At 67.2% G+C, this 19,009-nt stretch carries 16 protein-coding genes; 3 read left to right on the forward strand and 13 right to left on the reverse strand.

Annotation, left to right across the window (positions count from 1 at the left end):
- Nucleotides 1-68: 68 nt before the first annotated feature.
- The 4 genes from gsiB to AC1DQ3_RS25245 form a co-directional block, all read right to left on the reverse strand.
- Nucleotides 69-1,616 (reverse strand): glutathione ABC transporter substrate-binding protein GsiB, encoded by a 1,548-nt coding sequence (gene gsiB / locus AC1DQ3_RS25230; RefSeq protein ID WP_477122888.1) that lies wholly within the window; start codon nucleotides 1,614-1,616, stop codon nucleotides 69-71.
- Between the two features lie 38 nt (nucleotides 1,617-1,654).
- The gene (locus AC1DQ3_RS25235) at nucleotides 1,655-3,547 is read right to left on the reverse strand and encodes a dipeptide ABC transporter ATP-binding protein (RefSeq protein ID WP_477122889.1); all 1,893 of its coding nucleotides are present in this window, start codon (nucleotides 3,545-3,547) and stop codon (nucleotides 1,655-1,657) included.
- Nucleotides 3,548-3,614: 67 nt separating this feature from the next.
- Nucleotides 3,615-4,568: an isoaspartyl peptidase/L-asparaginase family protein gene (locus AC1DQ3_RS25240; protein WP_477122890.1), complete on the reverse strand. Its 954-nt coding sequence runs from the start codon at nucleotides 4,566-4,568 to the stop codon at nucleotides 3,615-3,617.
- A 5-nt stretch (nucleotides 4,569-4,573) separates the two neighbouring features.
- Nucleotides 4,574-5,689, reverse strand: a complete 1,116-nt coding sequence (locus AC1DQ3_RS25245) for a MurR/RpiR family transcriptional regulator (protein WP_477122891.1) — start codon at nucleotides 5,687-5,689, stop codon at nucleotides 4,574-4,576.
- Between the two features lie 266 nt (nucleotides 5,690-5,955).
- Between AC1DQ3_RS25245 and AC1DQ3_RS25250 the strand changes: the two genes are divergently transcribed.
- Nucleotides 5,956-7,902 (forward strand): ATP-binding cassette domain-containing protein, encoded by a 1,947-nt coding sequence (locus AC1DQ3_RS25250; RefSeq protein WP_477122892.1) that lies wholly within the window; start codon nucleotides 5,956-5,958, stop codon nucleotides 7,900-7,902.
- Between the two features lie 86 nt (nucleotides 7,903-7,988).
- Here the strand turns inward: AC1DQ3_RS25250 and AC1DQ3_RS25255 are convergent, their stop codons facing one another.
- The 3 genes from AC1DQ3_RS25255 to alr all read right to left on the reverse strand — a co-directional run bounded on the left by AC1DQ3_RS25255 (nucleotide 7,989) and on the right by alr (nucleotide 11,414).
- On the reverse strand, nucleotides 7,989-8,474 hold the full coding sequence (locus AC1DQ3_RS25255) for a disulfide bond formation protein B (protein WP_477122893.1): 486 nt from the start codon (nucleotides 8,472-8,474) through the stop codon (nucleotides 7,989-7,991).
- A gap of 297 nt (nucleotides 8,475-8,771) precedes the next feature.
- On the reverse strand, nucleotides 8,772-10,133 hold the full coding sequence (radA, locus tag AC1DQ3_RS25260; protein WP_477122894.1) for a DNA repair protein RadA: 1,362 nt from the start codon (nucleotides 10,131-10,133) through the stop codon (nucleotides 8,772-8,774).
- A 165-nt stretch (nucleotides 10,134-10,298) separates the two neighbouring features.
- Nucleotides 10,299-11,414, reverse strand: coding sequence for an alanine racemase (gene alr, locus AC1DQ3_RS25265; protein ID WP_477122895.1), 1,116 nt, complete (start codon nucleotides 11,412-11,414; stop codon nucleotides 10,299-10,301).
- Between the two features lie 429 nt (nucleotides 11,415-11,843).
- Between alr and lplT the strand changes: the two genes are divergently transcribed.
- On the forward strand, nucleotides 11,844-13,163 hold the full coding sequence (gene lplT, locus AC1DQ3_RS25270; RefSeq protein ID WP_477122896.1) for a lysophospholipid transporter LplT: 1,320 nt from the start codon (nucleotides 11,844-11,846) through the stop codon (nucleotides 13,161-13,163).
- A 28-nt stretch (nucleotides 13,164-13,191) separates the two neighbouring features.
- Here the strand turns inward: lplT and AC1DQ3_RS25275 are convergent, their stop codons facing one another.
- The 4 genes from AC1DQ3_RS25275 to tsaB all read right to left on the reverse strand — a co-directional run bounded on the left by AC1DQ3_RS25275 (nucleotide 13,192) and on the right by tsaB (nucleotide 16,436).
- The gene (locus AC1DQ3_RS25275) at nucleotides 13,192-14,295 is read right to left on the reverse strand and encodes a DUF1853 family protein (RefSeq protein WP_477122897.1); all 1,104 of its coding nucleotides are present in this window, start codon (nucleotides 14,293-14,295) and stop codon (nucleotides 13,192-13,194) included.
- A gap of 31 nt (nucleotides 14,296-14,326) precedes the next feature.
- Entirely contained in the window at nucleotides 14,327-15,106 is a 780-nt protein-coding gene (locus tag AC1DQ3_RS25280) for a uracil-DNA glycosylase (protein WP_477122898.1), read from the reverse strand.
- The gene (gene rimI, locus AC1DQ3_RS25285; RefSeq protein WP_477122942.1) at nucleotides 15,103-15,588 is read right to left on the reverse strand and encodes a ribosomal protein S18-alanine N-acetyltransferase; all 486 of its coding nucleotides are present in this window, start codon (nucleotides 15,586-15,588) and stop codon (nucleotides 15,103-15,105) included. Before rimI ends, AC1DQ3_RS25280 begins: the two co-directional genes overlap by 4 nt.
- Nucleotides 15,589-15,665: 77 nt before the next feature.
- On the reverse strand, nucleotides 15,666-16,436 hold the full coding sequence (tsaB, locus tag AC1DQ3_RS25290; RefSeq protein WP_477122899.1) for a tRNA (adenosine(37)-N6)-threonylcarbamoyltransferase complex dimerization subunit type 1 TsaB: 771 nt from the start codon (nucleotides 16,434-16,436) through the stop codon (nucleotides 15,666-15,668).
- 195 nt (nucleotides 16,437-16,631) lie between these two features.
- Between tsaB and AC1DQ3_RS25295 the strand changes: the two genes are divergently transcribed.
- Complete coding sequence (locus tag AC1DQ3_RS25295) at nucleotides 16,632-16,901, forward strand: acyl-CoA-binding protein (RefSeq protein ID WP_477122900.1); 270 nt, start codon at nucleotides 16,632-16,634, stop codon at nucleotides 16,899-16,901.
- A 26-nt stretch (nucleotides 16,902-16,927) separates the two neighbouring features.
- On the opposite strand, the gene AC1DQ3_RS25300 is transcribed toward AC1DQ3_RS25295, so the two are convergent.
- Both AC1DQ3_RS25300 and AC1DQ3_RS25305 read right to left on the reverse strand, forming a co-directional pair.
- Entirely contained in the window at nucleotides 16,928-18,406 is a 1,479-nt protein-coding gene (locus AC1DQ3_RS25300; RefSeq protein WP_477122901.1) for a DHA2 family efflux MFS transporter permease subunit, read from the reverse strand.
- Complete coding sequence (locus AC1DQ3_RS25305; RefSeq protein WP_477122902.1) at nucleotides 18,403-18,873, reverse strand: SRPBCC family protein; 471 nt, start codon at nucleotides 18,871-18,873, stop codon at nucleotides 18,403-18,405. The genes AC1DQ3_RS25300 and AC1DQ3_RS25305 overlap by 4 nt, the downstream gene beginning before the upstream one ends.
- Between the last annotated feature and the right edge of the window lie 136 nt (nucleotides 18,874-19,009).

Here is a 19,009-nt window from a genome sequence, read left to right on the forward strand (position 1 = left end):
CCGCCAAGCGATGGCTGAGAGAGCGTGGCGCCTGCTGCCGGGACGCGCCACGCGTCACGCCGAACCGCTTACTGCTTGATATCGATGTCGTCGAAGTTGAACGAACCGTCGGGCATCACGTAGGCGCCGGTCAGGCGCTTGCTGCGTGCAAACAGCACCTTTTCCGTCACCAGGAAGGCCCACGGCGCATCCTTCCAGATGCGCTCCTGCGCGTCCTTGTACAGACGAGCCTTCTCGCCACGGTCGGTGGTACGCAGGGCATCGGCGATATCGGCATCGACATGGTCGTTCTTGTAGTACGCCGTATTCATCAGCTTGGGCGGCATGGCCTCGGAAGCCAGCAGCGGACGCAGTGCCCAGTCGGATTCACCGGTCGACGACGACCAGCCGGTGTAGTAAATGCGCACGCCGGCGTCTTCCGCCTTCTGCACGCTCTCCACCCGCTCGACGCGCTGGCCGGCTTCGAGCGCCTGCACCTGCGCCTTGATGCCGACCTGCTGCAACTGCTGCTGCACGAACTGGATCACCTTCTGCGCGGTGGTGTGGTTATACGCGGACCACAGCGTGGTCTCGAAGCCGTTCGGGTAGCCGGCTTCCTTGAGCAGCGCGCGTGCCTTGGCCGGGTCGTACGGCCACGGGCCCAGCTTCTCGGCGTAGTCCACGCCCGCGGGCACCACGCCGTCAGACGGCGTGGCGTAGCCGGCAAAGGCCACCTTGGCCAGCGCTTCCTTGTTGATGGCGTAGTTGATGGCCTGGCGCACCTTCGGGTCGTTGAACGGTTTGACCATGGTGTTCATGGTCAGGTAGCGCTGGATGATCGACGGCGAGGCGATCAGGTCCACCTTKGGATTGCCCTTGAGCACGGCCGCCTGTTCGAACGGAATGCTGAAGGCAAAGTCCGCTTCGCCGGTCTGCATGATGGCGGCGCGGGTGTTGTTGTCCACCACCGGCTTCCAGGTGATGGTGTCGATCCTGGGATAGCCGGTCTTCCAGAATCCGGCAAACTTCTTGCCCTTCAGGTAATCGGGCTGCTTCCATTCGACGAACTCGAAGGGGCCGGTGCCGACCGGGTGGAAGGCGATGTCCTTGCCGTACTTCTGCAGCGCGGCGGGCGAGATCATCACGGCGGACGGGTGGGCCAGCACGTTGATGAAGGGCGAGAACGGCTCCTTGAGCGTGACCTTGACGGTGTTGGCGTCGATCACTTCGGTCTTGGCCACGCGGTTGAACAGCGTGTAGCGCTTGAGCTTGTTGGCCGGGTTGGTGACGCGGTCGAGGTTGGCCTTGACGGCGGCGGCATCGAACGTGGTGCCGTCGTGGAACTTGACGTTCTTCTTCAGCTTGATGGTGTAGGTCAGGCCATCCTTGCTGGCTTCGTAGCTCTCGGCCAGCACGTTGACCAGCTTCATATCCTTGTCGAAGCCGAACAGGCCCTGGTAGAAGGACTTGGCGGCGGCTTGCGACAGCGTGTCGTTGGCATCGTACGGGTCGAGCGTGGTGAAGGTGGAATACACCGCCATCACGGCATCCTTGGCGGCAAAGGCGGGACCTGCGCCGAGCGCGGCCAGGGCCAGGCCACCGGCGATCAGCTTCGAAGGGACCAAACGGGACATCATCGATTCTCCTTGGGAAATGCTTCGGTTCATGCGTAGGTTCAGTAGGCGCCGCCAATGGCGTGCCGGGCGACAAAATGATGGGAAGCGGCGTTGCCGCCGACCGCCACGAGCGGCTGCACCAGCGGCTCGTCGCCAAGCGCGCGGATCGGGCTTGGCATCTCTTCCAGGAGCGGCTCGCGCTTGAGATGGCGGCGCGCCGGATCGGCAATCGGCACGGCCGACATCAGCTTCTTGGTGTACGGGTGCTGCGGGTTTTCAAAGATGGCGCGGCGCGGGCCGATCTCGACGATCTGGCCCAGGTACATCACCGCCACGCGGTGGCTCACACGCTCCACCACCGCCATGTCGTGCGAGATGAACAGGAAGGCGATGCCCATCTCGCGCTGCAGGTCGAGCATCAGGTTGACGATCTGCGCCTGGATGGAGACATCGAGCGCGGAGACCGATTCGTCGGCCACCACCACCTTCGGGTTGAGCGCCAGGGCACGCGCGATGCAGATACGCTGGCGCTGGCCACCCGAGAACTCGTGCGGATAGCGCGAGGCGTGCGCGGCGGGCAGGCCCACCTTTTCCAGCAGCCACGCCACGCGTTGCTCGGCCTCCTTGCCGCTGGCGACCTTGTGCACCAGCAGCGGCTCCATGATGGAGTAGCCCACCGGCACGCGCGGATCGAGCGAGGCGAACGGGTCCTGGAAGATGAACTGGATATTGCGGCGCAGGGCTTGCAGGCCAGCGCCGCGCATCTGGCTGATGTCTTGCCCGTTGAATTCGATGGTGCCGCTCTGGCTGTCGACCAGACGCAGCAGCGAGCGGCCGGTGGTGGACTTGCCGCAGCCCGATTCGCCCACCAGCGCCAGCGTCTCGCCGGGGTAGAGGTCGAAGCTCACGCGCTCCACCGCATGCACGCGGCGCGCCACGCGCCCCAGCAGGCCGCCCGGCACGTCGAAGCGGGTCACGAGATCGCGCACGCGCAGGATGGGCGAGACATCGGCCGGCACCGTATCCTGGGGCACCGGCGCCACCGGCTCGCCCTGCTGGTCCAGTTGCACCAGCGGGAACTTGGCCGGCCAGTCGGTGCCGCGCATGGCGCCCAGCTTGGGCACCGCGGACAGCAGCGCGCGGGTGTAGGGATGCGCGGGCTTGCCGAACACCTGGTCGGACGTGCCCTCTTCCACCTTCTCGCCGCGGAACATCACCAGCACGCGGTCGGCCACCTCGGCCACCACGCCCATGTCGTGGGTGATGAAGACCACGGCCATGTCCATCTCGGCCTGCAGGTTGCGGATCAGTTGCAGGATCTCGGCCTGGATGGTGACGTCGAGCGCCGTGGTGGGTTCGTCGGCAATCAGCAGCGCCGGCTTGCACGACAGCGCCATGGCGATCATCACGCGCTGGCGCATGCCGCCGGAGAGCTGGTGCGGGAAGCGGTCCAGCACGCGGCGCGCCTCGGGGATGCGCACGATCTCCAGCATGCGCAGCGCTTCGGCGCGTGCCTCGGCGCGGCCCTTGGCCTGGTGCAGGCGAATCGACTCGGCTATCTGCTCGCCCACCGGGAACACCGGGTTGAGCGAGGTCATCGGCTCCTGGAAGATCATCGCCACGTCGCTGCCGCGCACGCCGCGCATGGTGGCGTTGTCGGCGCTGGCGAGGTCGAGCACCTGGCCGTTGCGCCGGCGCAGCGCCATGCTGCCGCTGGCGATCTTGCCGCCGCCGTGCTCCACCAGGCGCATCAGCGCGAGCGAGGTCACCGACTTGCCCGAGCCCGATTCGCCCACCACGGCCAGCGTTTCGCCGCGATCGACGTGGAAGGACAGGTTGCGCACCGCGTCCACCGTGCGCTCCGAAGTGGAGAAACGCACGCTGAGATCGTTGACGGAAACCACCCGTTGCGGTGGCAGGATGATGGTCGACTTGGAAGAGGATGCAGCCACTGGGCCCCCTTGGTGCCTAGGTTGATGCTTAGCTTGGTGCGTTGTCCGGTGTCGTGCCATCGCACGCTCAGCCGTAGATCCACACATTGGCCGCTTCGCCCACCCGGGCGAAACCGCGATACATGCCTTCGGTATTGAAAGGCAGCGTGACGTTGCCTGCGCGGTCCACCGCGATCAGCCCCCCGCGTCCAGCAATGGCGGGCAACTTCTCCATCACCACCCGGCGCGCGGCTTCCTCGAGCGGCAGGCCGGCGTAGCGCATCTGCGCCGCCACGTCGTACGCGGCCACGGTGCGGATAAACATTTCGCCGGTGCCGGTGGTGGACACCGCGGCCACGTCGTCGGCAAAACAGCCGGCGCCGACGATGGGCGTATCGCCCACCCGCCCCACCTGCTTGTTGGTGACGCCGCCGGTGGAGGTCGCCGCGGCCAGGCGCCCTTGCGCATCGAAGGCCACGGCCCCTACCGTGCCGAACTTGTTGTCCGGGTCGATGGGTTCGGCGGCCAGCGTGGCGGCATCGTGGTCCAGCAGGGTCATGCCGCTGGCGGCGCGGGCACGTTCCCACTGATCGGTACGCGCCTGGGTGAAGTAGTAGTCGGGCGTGACGAGTTCCAGGCCCTGCGCCTGCGCGAAGGCCTCGGCCCCGTCGCCGGCGAACAGCACGTGCTCGCTCTTTTCCATGACCGCGCGTGCTGCCAGTACGGGATTGCGCAGGCGCTTGACGCAGGCCACCGCGCCGGCGCCCAGCGTGGCGCCGTCCATGATGGCGGCGTCCAGTTCGTAGCTGCCCGCATGGGTCAGCACGGCGCCCTTGCCGGCATTGAACAGCGGGCAGTCTTCCAGCAGGCGCACGGCCTCGGTGACGGCGTCGAGCGCGCTGCCGCCCGCGGCCAGTACGCGCTGGCCGGCTTCCAGCACGGCGCTCAGCGCGGCGGTGTATTCGGCCTCCTTGGCGGGATTCATGGCGGCACGGGTAATCGTGCCGGCGCCGCCGTGGATGGCGATGACTGGGGTATTCATTGGATTCACGATGCGTTCGGGGAAGTTTTCTTGCGGCGTGCAGGAGCACTCCTGGCACGGCCATCGGCCGCTTCGTCGTGGCGTTGCTCGCGCGCGTCGCGCCCTTGTCCGGGCGGGGCGCCGTGCAGCCACGGCAGCAGGAATTCGGTCATCTCGGCGGCCGCCTTGACGGCATGCGCGGCGCGATAGGCCACCGCGCCGCACAGCGCTTCGATATAGGCCAGCACCGCGGCGTCCGAGTTGGCGGAGAGCTGGCGTCCTGTATGCGCATACAGCGCGATGTCGGCGAGCGATGCCAGCGGCGAGGTAGGTCCATCGGTCAGGGCGAGGATGCGCGCGCCGCGCGAGCGGGCGCGCCGGACAATGCTCACGGTGTCGTACACATAGCGCGGGAAGCCGATCACGATCAGCAGGTCGCTCGGTTGCAGCTTGAATAGCTGGCGCGCCGCGGTGGACGCGCCCCCCGCACCCGACACGGAGATCACGGTGCGGCAGGACATGTCCAACCCATGTTGCAACAAGCCGGCCAGAAAGCCACTGGCGCCGAAGCCCACCACGAAGATGCGATCCGCCTCCAGGATGGCCGCCACCGCGCGCTCGCATGCGTCCGCGTCGAGCGCGCGCCGCGTCGCTTCCAGGTTGCGCGCTTCCTCTTCCAGCGAGGCAGCAAACACCTGTGCCACCGTGGCCGGCCGCTCCAGTTCGGTGCGCAATTTCTCAACCGGTGCAAGCGTGGCTTCGAAACCGCGCACCAGTTCGGCGCGGAATTGCGGAAAGCCCTCGAAGTCCAGCGCGCGCGCGAAGCGATTGGCGGTGGCCACCGACACCTCCACCGCGTCGGCGAATTCGTCGATGCGCATGGTGGCGGCACGGAACGGGTTGCCGAGCACGTACTCCGCCATGCGCTGGTGCGCCGGCGTCAGCGTGGGCAAGGCGCGGGCAATGCGCTCCGAGATCGAAGCGCCGCCGTTGTCACCTGTGTTGCCTGTGTTGCCGCCGCTGCCATTGCTGGCATTGCTGCCGTCAGGGGCGGCGTTGCCGGAGGAGCCTTGGGTACCGTTGGACATGGCGCACGACTTGGGTTGGTTGGAGATGCGCGCGCCGGGAAGCAAAGCTTTCATCCGCTGCGCATGTAAATAAATTTACACGCAAAGCATGTTCCATGAAAATAGAGTTTTACCTCCCCAAGGGTTTCCACCTAGGATCACCATCGACAAGCCGGGCTCCGCGCCATGGATGCATCACTTTTATGGCAAACCCGGGCCGCACTGCCCAGTGCGATCCAGGGCATCGCCATGCGAAGCGGCTACAATGGCGGGTTGCCCCGTGCCATGCCGGGGCCGGACTGACAGAACGCCCAGACCCGCACCTCTCCAGCCTCCCTCCCGTGATCCGAATCGACCAGCTAGTCCTCCAGCGCGGCACCAAGGTGCTGTTCGACCACACCAGCGTGACGCTGAACCCCGGCGAGCGCGTCGGCCTTGTCGGCGCCAACGGCAGCGGCAAGTCGACCCTGTTTGCCATGCTGCGCGGCGAGTTGCAGGCGGACGGCGGCGACGTGGCGATCCCGCCGCAGTGGCGCACCGCCCACGTGGCGCAGGAAACCCCGGCGGTGATGCGCAGCGCAGTGGAGTACGTGATCGACGGCGATACGCAGTTGCGCGATATCGAGGCACGCATCGCCGCGGCCCAGGCCAGCGGCGACGGCACCGCGGAGGGCGACGCCCACGCCGCCTTTGCCGATGCCAGCGGCTATACGGCACCGGCGCGCGCCGAGGCGCTGCTGCTGGGCCTGGGCTTCACGCTGGCGCAGGTGTCGCAGCCAGTGGCCTCCTTCTCGGGCGGCTGGCGCATGCGCCTGAACCTGGCGCAGGCGCTGATGTGTCCGTCCGACCTGCTGCTGCTCGATGAGCCGACCAATCACCTGGACCTGGACGCCATCGTCTGGCTGGAAGACTGGCTGGCGCGCTATCCCGGCACGCTGGTGATGATTTCGCACGATCGCGAATTCCTCGATGCGATCTGCAATGTCACGGTACATATCGAGAACCAGCAACTGCGCCGCTACGGCGGCAACTACAGCCAGTTCGAGACCTTGCGCCTGCAGCAGATGGCCTTGCAGCAATCCGCCTACTCGCGCCAGCAGAAGGAAATCGCCCACCTCGAATCCTTCATCACCCGTTTCAAGGCCAAGGCCAGCAAGGCGCGCCAGGCACAGAGCCGGGTCAAGGCGCTGGAGAAGATGGAGCGGCTGGCGCCGGTGCATATCGCCGCGGGCTTTGCCTTCGAGTTTCGCGAGCCGGATTCGGCGCCCAACCCGATGATGTTGCTCGAAGGCGTGAACTGCGGCTATCCCGCACCCGCGCCGGACGCCTCGCCCATCACCATCCTGCATAACCTCACGCTATCGATCCAGACCGGCCAGCGCATCGGCCTGCTGGGCGCCAACGGCCAGGGCAAGTCCACGCTGGTGAAGACGCTGGCCGGCTCGCAGGAAGCGCTGGCCGGCACGCTGCGCCTGGGCAAGGGCCTGCAGATCGGTTACTTTGCCCAGCACCAGCTGGAAACGCTGCGCGACCAGGATTCGCCGCTGCAGCACCTGGCCCGGCTCGCGCCGGACACGCGCGAGCAGGAACTGCGCGACTTCCTCGGCAGCTTCAACTTCCGCGGCGACATGGCCACCGCCTCGATCGAGCCGTTCTCCGGCGGCGAGAAGGCCCGCCTGGCGCTGTCGCTGATCGTCTGGCAGAAGCCCAACCTGCTGCTGCTCGACGAACCGACCAACCACCTGGACCTCGACACCCGCGAGGCACTCACCATGGCGCTGGCGCAGTTCGAGGGCACGCTGATCGTGGTCTCGCACGACCGGCACCTGCTGCGCGCCACCACCGACCAGTTCCTCCTGGTCGCGGACGGCACCATCAAGCCCTTCGACGGCGACCTGGACGACTACCGCGACTGGCTGCTGCAGCAAGCCGCCGCCAAGCGCAACGCGGCCAGCGCCGCGCACGCGCCGGCGGACGGCGAAACGCCGGCCGCATCCAGCGGCAACCGCCGCGACCAGCGCCGCGCCGAAGCCGACGAACGCCAACGTCTGACGCAGTTGCGCAAGCCGCTGACCAAGGAACTGGAAAAGGTGGAAAAGCGCATGGCCGTGCTGCAGCAGGCCAAGGCCGGGATCGACGCCTTCATGGCCGACGAGAGCAGCTATGCGGAGGCCAACAAGGCCAGGCTGATGGAGATGCTCAAGCGCCAGGGCGAGGTCGGCGGCGAGCTGGACACACTGGAAGAGCGCTGGCTCGAACTGCAGGAGCAGATCGAACAGATCGTGTGAGCATGCGAGGGATGCCGGGGGCGCCAGCCCCCGGGATGCGCGCGCCGGCAGCAGCCGGCCGCGCCAGGCAGATCAGCGGTAGTTCTTCAGCGGTAGTTCTTCTCGCGCCGGATCATGCCGATCGCCAGGGTGGCGGTCAGGATGAACAGCCAGATCAGCGACCATGCCGGGATCGACAAGCCGAAGATCGGGGGCAGCGGCGTGGTGCACATGCCGTCCGAGTAGAACACCTGCGGCAGGATCTTGGCCGTGGGCAGGTGGTTGACCCAGTTTTCCAGCGGATCGATGCCGCAACTGGCCTTGGGGTTGAGCAGCAGCGATACGTGATAGCCCGCCACCGCGATGCCGGCCACGCCGGACAGCATGCCCAGCCCTTGCCACAGGGTGCGCGTGTTCTGCGCGATGGCAGCCAGCAGCGAGAACAGGCCGATGCCGACGAAGGCAAAGCGCTGCATCACGCACAGCGGGCACGGCTGGTAGCCCTCGACATGCTGCAGGTAGAGGGCATAGCCGACCATCCCGAACGAAATCGCGGCGATCAGCAAAAAGAAACTACGAGAATTGGCTTGCATGGCTCACTGGCAAAAAAGGCCGGGCGGCACCCGTCGAAGCACAAATAGGGCACCGCGAGGCCGTCCATCGGTCGTCGGCCGGCTTGATGCCGTCCGGCGCAATACGAGGCACATTATTACCGATTTTGGGAAAGATGCCCTCCTCATCCCGCGCGATACGCCAGCCGCCACTTGCGGCGGATTGACGCAGGCCACCATGGCGCTGCATGGGCGCGCAGCGCCGGGCTCAAGCGGGCTCAAGCGGGCTTAAGGGGCCTTAAGCGGCGCCTGTGCCGGAAGTCCGTTGATGGGAGCGCTTCACTCCAGGTGCCGAACCCGGTCGATGGCTTGCTCCAGCCGTTCCACCGCCATCACCTCCAACCCGTCGATCTTCTGCTTGGGCGCATTGGCCTTGGGGATCACCGCCATCGAGAAGCCCAGCTTGGCCGCCTCGCGCAGGCGCTCCTGCCCGCGGGGGCTGGGCCGGATCTCGCCGGCCAGGCCGACTTCGCCGAAGACCACCAGCCCGCGCGGCAGCGGCTTGTTGCGCATGGAGGAATGGATGGCCAGCAACACCGCCAGGTCCGCCGCCGGCTCGGAGATCTTGACCCCGCCCACGGCGTTGAGGAACACGTCCTGGTCGAAGCAGGCAATGCCGGCATGGCGGTGCAGCACCGCCAGCAGCATGGCCAGCCGGTTCTGCTCCAGCCCCACCGCCAGGCGCCGCGGGTTCGGCACGTGCGCGGTATCCACCAGCGCCTGCACCTCCACCAGCAGCGGCCGGGTGCCTTCCTGCGTCACCAGCACGCAGGAACCGGGCACCACCTGCTCATGCTGCGACAGGAACAGCGCCGAGGGATTGCTGACCCCGCGCAGGCCACGTTCGGTCATGGCGAACACGCCCAGTTCGTTGACCGCGCCAAAGCGGTTCTTGAAGGCGCGGATCAGGCGGTGCGAGGAATGCGTATCGCCCTCGAAGTACAACACGGTATCGACGATATGTTCCAGCACGCGCGGGCCGGCCAGGCTGCCGTCCTTGGTCACGTGCCCGACCAGGATGATGGTGGTGCCCGTGCTCTTGGCAATGCGGGTGAGCTGGGCCGCGCACTCGCGCACCTGGGCCACCGAGCCCGGCGCCGAGGTCAGCGCCTCGGAGAACAAGGTCTGGATCGAATCGATCACCGCTACCTCGGGCTTCTCCACCTCCAGCGTGGCCTGGATCTTCTCCAGCTGGATCTCGGCCAGCAGCGCCAGCTGCGGGCTGTCGACGCCGAGGCGCTGCGCCCGCAACGCGATCTGCGCGCCGGACTCCTCGCCGCTAACGTACAGCACGCGCCGCGCCGCGGCCAGGTTGGCCAGCGCCTGCAGCAGCAAGGTGGACTTGCCGATGCCGGGGTCGCCGCCGATCAGTACCACGCCGCCGGAAACCAGGCCACCGCCCAGCACGCGGTCGAATTCGTCGATGCCGCTGGAAAAACGCGGCACGTCGGCGGCGTCGATCTCCGACAGGCGCTGCACCAGCGCGGAAGCGGCCAGCGGCTGGAAGCGCTTGGCCGAGGCGGTTTCCGCCACGGTCTCCACCAGGGTGTTCCATTGCTGGCACTGCGGGCACTGGCCTTGCCAGCGCGGCGAGGTGCCGCCGCATTCGGTACAGGTGTGGACGTTCTTGGACTTGGCCAACTGGAATCCTCGGGAATGGGGGGTGTATATGGCGCCAGCGGCGGATGGAAGACCCGCGTGGGCCGGCCACGCGGCCTGGCCACCCCGGCTGCCCGCCAACGAGCCCGCCGGGCCTGGACGCCAGCGCGGGCACCAGGGTTGTTGCCCCTGGCCCCGCCCGGCCGCTCAGGCCAGCGTCTGCTGCTCCGGCGCGGTCAGCGTGGCCACGGTCACCGGCACGCGGGGCGCCAGTGCGCACATCAGCTCATAGCCCACGGTGCCGCTGGCCGCGGCAACATCGTCGATCGGCAGGCCTTGCCCCCACAGCGTCGCGGCGCTGCCCACCTTGGCCTTCGGGCAAGGGGTCAGGTCGACGCAGAGCATGTCCATGGAGACCCTGCCCACCAGTTGGGTGCGCACGCCGTCGACCAGCACCGGCGCCGGCTTGTCGCCCCAGCCCGCCGCATGGCGCGGATAGCCGTCGGCATAGCCGCAGGCCACCACGCCGATGCGCATCGGCCGCTCGGCCTTGAACATCGAGCCGTAGCCGACGGTATCGCCCGGCTGCAGGTCCTGTACCGAGATCAGCTCGCTGTGCAGCGACATCGCCGGCTGCAGGCCGAAGCTGGTCACAGCGGCCGCCTGGCCCGAGGGCGAGGCGCCGTACAACACCACCCCGGGCCGGACCCAGGCGCGATGGGCCTGCGGGTGCCACAGCGTGGCGGCCGAGTTGGACAGGCTGGCCTCGCCCGGCAGGTTCGCTGTGGCGGCATCGAACACTGCAAGCTGATGCGCGATGCCGCGTGCGCTGTCGGCGTCCGAGAAATGGGTCATATGCACGATACTGCCCACGCATGACAGGGTCCGCGCGCGCTCCCAAGCCGTACGGTACTGGTCCGCACGGAAGCCCAGGCGGTTCATGCCAGTATTGAGCTTGAGCTGGATCGCCAGCGGCCCCTTGGGCCGTGCCACCTCCAGCATGCGCAGTTGTTCGTCGCAATGCACCACCGTGGTGAGGCGGTACTGCTCCAGCAGAGGCACATCCTGCGGCTGGAAAAAGCCTTCCAGCAGCAGGATCGGGCCCTGCCAGCCCAGCTCGCGCAACAGCACGGCTTCGTTCAGGTCGAGCAGGCCGAAGCCGTCGGCGGCGCGCAGGCCGGCGAAAGCACGGCGGATGCCGTGGCCATAGGCGTTGGCCTTGACGACGGCCCAGACGCGTGAATGGGGCGCGCAACGGCGCACTACGTCCAGGTTGTTGGCCAGGGCCGGTTGATGAATGACGGCGTGGATGGGTCTTGGCATGGAATCGCTTCTAGAGGCTTGCGGCACCGCGGCATGGCGGGGGTCCTGGCTGGTTGGCCGAAGCACTCCCGCCCGCTGGTTGCACCATATCCGGGAAGACCCGGTACGCGCGGCGCGTTGCACAGGCGTTATTTGAACACATTGGAACAGACATTTAGGGAATCGCTGCGCGCTTGCGCTGTCCAACCGGCGGCCCGTGGAAGATCGGAATCGCCATATTTTCGTGTTATAAAGCCGGACACTCCGGCCATGTTTTCAAAGTGATGCAATATGTCAAGCACAGTCAGGCAAGCTGCACGGCACTCCCGGATCTGGCACGAGCATCACTTTGACAACGACACGGGCGCAGGTTCCCCACGGGCAGTGACAGCGCCGGGCGGCGCGCTGCCCGTCACATACGGTAATAGCGATGGAGACAGAGTTCAAAGTATGAAGAAGGGTTTTTATACCATCATGGCCGCGCAGTTCTTCTCGTCGCTGGCCGACAATGCGCTGCTCATCGCCGCCATCGCCCTTCTCACCGAGCTACATTCCCCGCAGTGGATGACGCCGCTGCTCAAGCTGTTCTTCGTGCTCTCCTACGTCGTGCTGGCCGCCTTCGTCGGCGCTTTCGCCGACTCGATGCCCAAGGGCAAGGTGATGTTCATCACCAACACCATCAAGATCGCCGGGTGCGCCATCATGATGTTCGGGCTGCATCCGCTGCTGGCCTACGGCATCGTCGGGTTCGGCGCCGCGGCCTACTCGCCGGCCAAGTACGGCATCCTCACCGAACTGCTCCCCCCCGAAAAACTGGTGGCCGCCAACGGCTGGATCGAAGGCCTGACGGTGAGCTCGATCATCCTGGGCACCGTGGTGGGCGGCGCGTTGATCTCGGTGCACATCTCGAAGCTCCTGCTGGGCATCGACCTCCCCTTCATCGACACCGGCATCAACACGCCGGCCGAAGCCGCCATGGTGGTGATCATGCTGTTCTATGTGATCGCAGCCATCTTCAACCTGTTCATTCCCGAGACCGGCGCGCGCTACCCGCAGCAGGAAAAGAACCCGATCAAGCTGATCGCGGAATTCGCCGACTGCTTTACCGCGCTATGGCGCGACAAGCTCGGCCAGATCTCGCTGGCGGTGACCACGCTGTTCTGGGGTGCCGGCGCCACGCTGCAGTTCATCGTGCTGAAATGGGCGGAAAAATCGCTCAGCCTGAACCTGTCGCAAGGCGCCCTGCTGCAGGCGGTGGTGGCGGTGGGCGTTGCGGTCGGCGCGATCATGGCGGCCATGCGCATCCCGCTGCGCAAGTCGCTCTCGGTGCTGCCCTTCGGTGTCGCGATGGGCGTGGTGGTGATGCTGATGGCCTTCTACACCAAAAGCAGCATGCCAGATATCAAATTCGCGTTCTTCGGCATGCACATGCCGCTGTACATGGCCGTCGCCTACTTGTTCCTGATGCTGGTGGGCGGCATGTCCGGCTACTTCGTGGTGCCGATGAACGCCCTGCTGCAGCACCGCGGACACGTGCTGTTATCGGCCGGTCACTCGATTGCCGTGCAGAATTTCAACGAGAATGTCTCCGTGCTGCTGATGCTGTGCCTGTACGCACTGCTGATCAAGCTCAATGTGCCCATCGGCATCGTCATCGTGGCGTTCGGTATCTTTGTCTGCATCACCATGCTGCTGGTGATGCGCCAGCACCGCTACAACATGCGGAACTTCAATTCGCTGGCCATGATCGGCGAAGACAAGCACCACTAGCGGGCCAGGGAGCTGTGGGGGTGGGGATTTACCCCACCGGCCTGGCGATGCGCTGGCGCGCCCGCTCCTCCCAGCCTGGCGGCACCACAAAGCCGCGTGAGCGTTCCCGCCACACGCCGGCCTGCCCGGCCGGTTCCACCTCGCACAGCATCACCGGGGCCTCGCGCCGCCAGTTCTTCTCGTGGTGCGTTTCGGCAAAGCGCTGCGCCAGTGCCTCATGCACCGCCTCGGCCGTTTCCGTCTGGGCTTGCGCCACCCTGGCCGGCGCCATCCACGCCGAGCGCGGCAGCCGGTACCAGCGCGATCCTTCCCGCTTGCGTGCCCATTCCAGCCAGTCCTGCAAGGCAGACCACCAGCCATGCAAGTGGTCGGGCGCGATGCCCAGATCGCCGATGGCCGCGGGCACCACGCCATCCCGGTAGAACAGCCAACCCAGCAGGTAGACCTCGCTGCGGTCGACCGGCCGCCCAAGCAATGCGCGAGCCTCCGGGGTGTGCGATAGCGGCAGCTGGCGGCGCACGATATGTTCGAGCTTGTCGCCCAGCCGGTCCACCAGGTTGGGGCCGACGAAGCAATGCCGGTCCAGGACGGCGGTGCCGGTTCCGCCGCCGCGTGGCGCGGCATCCGCCGCGGGCTCGACCAGCAGGTAGAACTTGGCCGCCATCTCCCAGTGGACGGTGGCGCCGCTGGCCACGTCGCGCCAGACGAAATCCAGCTCCCCCAGCGTTTGCACGCCATGGGCGCCGGCACGGCGCACCGGCAGATTCGCCGCGAGCAGTTCCAGCCCCTCGGTGTGTTCCAGCGTGAATTGCAGCAGGCGTTCCGCATGCCGGCCCAGGCGCAGGCTGGGCGCGGGCGATGGACCCCGCACGCGTTGCTGCTCCAGGCCAAGCGCAAGTTCGGCGATGGTGGGCGGCAGCGACACGGGATCGGCAGCCGGCAGCCAGCGCTGCCAGGCGGCCAGCGCGCCTTCCGGCCAGCGTGCCAGGGCGGCCTGCGATGGCGCCGAGCCGTTGACGATGGGACTAATCGCGTCGGCCTCGGGCAGGAACGCCAGCAATGGAGGCGAAAGCGAGCACCAGGCAAGCTCGCGCAGGCGCTGCGAGGCGGCATGGCGCCAAAGCGGCGCCATCGGGATGGCGCCACCGGGACTTAGCGCGAACTCAGGCCTTGGCGCCCGCACGATCGTGTACCTCGCGGGCCAGGCACAGGTCCTCCCATGCGCGCGCCTTGTCGGACAAGGTGCGCAACAGGTAGGCGGGATGGTAGGTCACCACCACCGGGATGCCTTCATAGCTGTGGACGGTGCCGCGCAGCTTGCCGATCGGCGTGGCGGTGCGCAGCAAGGACTGGGCGGCAAAGCGGCCTAGCACCACGATCAGCCTGGGCTGGATCAGGGCGATCTGGCGTTTCAGGTAGGGCTCGCATTGCGCGACCTCTGCCGGCTCGGGATCGCGGTTGCCGGGCGGGCGGCACTTCAGCACGTTGGCGATATACACATTGCGTCCCCGTGCCAGGCCGAGGGCAGCCAGCATATTGTCGAGCAGCTTGCCGGCCTGGCCGACAAAGGGCTCTCCCTGCTTGTCCTCGTTCTCTCCGGGCGCCTCGCCGATCAGCATCCATTCAGCCTGGCGGTCGCCCACGCCGAACACGGTCTGGGTGCGGGCGTTGCACAACTGGCAGTCCATGCAGCCGGAAACGCGCTGTTCGAGCGCGGCCCAGTCCAGCGCGGCGATGGCGCCGGAACGCGCATCCGCGTCCACCCCCGGTTGCCCCGCCGGCACGGGATCGAAACCGGCCTCGGCCTCGATCGCAACGGGTGCCTCGGGAGGCAGACGGGTCAGCCCTGCCGGTTCAGCGGCCTGCGGCAAGGACGGCGCGCGGCGCAGCACCCATTCGTCGGCAATGCCGAGCACTTCGAGAAACCTGGCGCGGCGGCTCATGGCATGGCCTCCCTGGGCGCCCAGGCGCGGCGCAGCACCAGTGCGTCCTCGCGCGCCTTGCCCACGGCCGGATAATAGCCCTTGCGCCGCCCGATCTCGGCAAAGCCCGCCTGGTGGTACAACGCGATCGCACCGGTGTTGGAGGGCCGCACTTCCAGCAGCATGGTATGCAGGTGATGCCCGTGCGACGTGGCCAGCGCGACGGCCAGCAGCAGCCGGCCAAACCCGCCGCGCTGGCGCGCCGGATCCACGGTGATATTGAGCAGGTGCATCTCGTCGACCACCGGCATCAGCACCGCGTAGGCAACCAGCACGCCGCCGGGATCCCGCAAGGTCAGCCCGATATGTCCGGCCTTCACGGAATTCTCGAAATTGCCCCGCGTCCACGGATGGCTATAGGCCCTGGCTTCGATCTCCGCCACGGCTTCGAGATCCAGCGCGCTCATGCGGCCGACGCTCCAGCCTGCCGGCACGCTCGGCATCACCGGCACGTCGGGCCACGCGTAGCCGGCACCGGGATGGGCCGCGCCGGCGGCGGCGGGCAGTTGGCGCTCCGCGCTCACGGTTGCTCCCCCGCCGCGGCCAGCGAAGCGCGCTGCGCCGCCGTGGCCTGGCGCTCGGCGATGGTCTGGGCAACTTTGTCGCGCAGGTAGATCGGCATGGCGTCCGCCGCCGCGACGGTTTCATGGCGTGCCAGCGCGCGCAAGGCGATCGATACCAGCGCCGGCGCGGCGGGCAAGGCGTCGGGCACGCTCTGCAGCGCCAGCCCCGTGGCCTCGAGGCGATCGCCAAATACGGCGGCAGCGCTGCCCGCCAGCCAGAAGGGGCCGGCAGGCAGGCTCACCGCCTCGGGCGGGCACACCTGCATCCCGGTCGCCGCCTGCCACTCCTGGGCGCCGGCATCCCAGCGGAAGGCGCCGGCATAGGCTTCATCCATGCGCGCGTCCAGGGCAATCAGCACGGACACATCGGGCGGCAAGGCGGGCATCCCTTCCCCGCCAAGGCGCACGCGCTCGGCGCAAGCCATCAGGGAATTGACGGGAATCACCGGCAGGCCGGCCCCGAAGGCCAGCCCCTGGGCCACCCCGCAGGCGGTGCGCAAGCCCGTGAAGGAGCCAGGCCCGGCGCCAAACGCGATGGCGGCACAGTCGGACAAGGCAATGCCGGCCTCGGCCAGCAGCTCGCCAACGGCCGGCAGCACGCGGGAAGAAGAGCGCGGGCCGGTATGTTCATGACGAACCAGGCACTCGAGGGCGCCGCCATCGGCAATGCGCCCGAGCGCGACCGAACACCACTCGGTGGAGGTTTCAACTGCAAGAATCCAGGACATGGGGAGATTGTATCCGGAGCGACCTCAAAAGCTGAACTTGCACGCGTGCGGGCCAACCCGCAGCCGCGCCTCCCGGACTGCGGACTGAGGTGTTCCTCGGTTTATTTCGGCGCGAATGCCGGGTGGCGGGCGCTATCATCGCTGCGTTCGGATGCATCCCCAATGCTTCCCCCGCAAACCATCCAGGAGAATCCCATGAGCGACCTGCAGGCACGTTTCGACCAGGCCCAGATCGACGTCAGGCAACTGGCCGAGCGCCCCAGCAACATGACCCTGCTGCGCCTGTACGCGCTGTTCAAGCAAGGCAGCGAGGGCGACGCCCATGGCGACAAGCCGGGCATGACCGATTTCGTCGGCCGCTACAAGTTCGAGGCCTGGGAAACGCTCAAGGGCACGGCCCAGGACGACGCCAGGGAAAAATATATCGCGCTGGTCGAGGAACTGCGCAGCGGCGCCAACGCCTGAAGCCGGACCGGGGGCACACCGCCCCCCTAGGCCTGCGCCGTGTCCGCCAGCGGCCTTGGCCGGATCCGCCAGGCGGCCAGCATCGCGGTGGCGATCACCAGGCCCACCGCCAGGAAGGTCTCGTCAAAGGCGCGGATGCGTGCGGCAGCATCCCCTGCCGGACCAAGCACCGAGCCCTGCGCCGCCAGCCGCCACTGCAGGCCCACCCCGGCCAGGCTCACGCCGATGGCGCCACCCAGCTGACGCACGAAATTGATGCAGCTGGTGCCCTGCGCGATCAGCGAATAGTCCACGCCGCGCATTGCGCCCAGCGTCAGCGAAGGCAGGATGCAGCCCAGCCCGATTCGGCCGATGATGGCAAATCCCACCAGCAACAGGTAAGGCGTGGCCTGGCTGCCCGTCGCCATCAGCAGGAAGGACATCGCCAGCAGCGCGAGGCCGAACGACACCTGCAGGTGCGGCGCGATGCGATTGGTCAGGCGCCCCGCCGCCACGATGGTCAGGGCCAGCACGATGCCCGCCGGCAACAGCACCATGCCGGCGCGCGACGGCGTATAGGCCAGCGCCATCTGCATATAGACCGGCAGCAGATAGGTGGAACCGAACAGCCCCGCGCCGTAGATGAACGCTACCACTGCCCCGGCTGCGAACTGCTGGTAGCTGTACAGGCGCATATTCATCAGCGGATGGGCCGCGCGCAACTGCCACAGCACGAACACCACCAGCATCAGCACCCCGAAGCCCGCCAGTGCCAGCCCGGCCGGCAGGCTTTCACGCATCTGCACCAGCCCGTTGAGCAAGCTGAGGGTGGCAACGCCGACCAGCCCCAGGCCCTGCCAGTCGAGCGGCTTGCGCTCGCCCATCATGGACGAGTCCACCGCCATGAAGCGGCGCGCCATCCACAGCCCGATCAGCGTCAGCGGCACCACCACGAAGAAAATCGAGCGCCAGCCGAAGGCTTCCACCAGGAAGCCGCCAAGGCTGGGGCCCAGCGCCGGCGCCAGCACCACGCCGAAGCCGAACAGGCTGATCGCCTTGCCCTGCTCGCGCTCCGCGAACACCCGCAGGATCAGGATATTCGGCAACGGCTGCAGGATCCCCGCGGCAATGCCCTCGGCTGCGCGCATGGCGATCATCACGCCGTATGTCGGCGAGAATCCGCCAATCAGCCCGCCCGCGCCCAGCAGCAGCAGGCTGCCCATGAAGGTGCGGCGCAGGCCATAGCGGTTGAGCAGCCAGGGCGTGAGCAGCATCGACAGCGTCATGGCAATCATGAAGCTGGCCGCCACCCATTGCGCGCGCTCCTGCCCCAGCACGAAATGCTGGCTCAGGGCCGGAATGGCCACATTGACGATGGTCGACGACACGAACGACGAGACCGTGCCCAGCATCAGCGTGAGCAGCACCAGCCAGCGCAGGCGGTCGCCATAGCGCGTCCGCAGCGATGCCAGGGTGGGCCCGCCCGGCTGCCCGCCGGCGGCGGGCGACGAAGGCTGCCCGCTCACCCCAGCCGCCCGAGGGCTGCCAGCTCGCGAATCTTGCGCACGGTGTCGAGGTCGGCCTCGTGATAGGCCGATTTGACGATCTCGGCGTAACGGTCGTCACCGAGATCGTCCACCGCAGGCATGGTGGTCTCGTAGATAAAACGCAACAGCAGCGCGCCAGGGCCAGGCGTCTCAATCGCCATGGTCAGGGTGCCGCCTGCGTGTTCGTCGGTGGGAGCGGTTTCATAGCGCACCACGCGGCGCCCCTCGAACACCACGCGGTCGCGGATCGTGGCCTTGCCGAAATGCAGCTTGCGCTCGACCCAGTCATCCCCCCGGCCCACGATTTCCGCGCGGTCCAGCCCCATGACAAACAGCTCGGGCTCGGCACTGCGCAGTACCAGCCCTTGCCAGAGCTGCTCCGGCGTGAGCGTGTCCAACTGGATATTTTGTGGATCGTTGATCTCCACCAGGTGCTCGAAACGCAACTTCACTCTCCGGATCTATTGTTAGCCGATATTATGAGGGTTTCGAGCCAAGGTTCTCAGCAAAACTTCCCGCACCCGACGCCTTGCTGCAACGTTGCGACGCACCCTTTGGCCAACCTGTGCTTCCCGTCCCCCG

The sequence above is a fragment of the Cupriavidus sp. 01T418 genome (genome assembly GCF_056398885.1).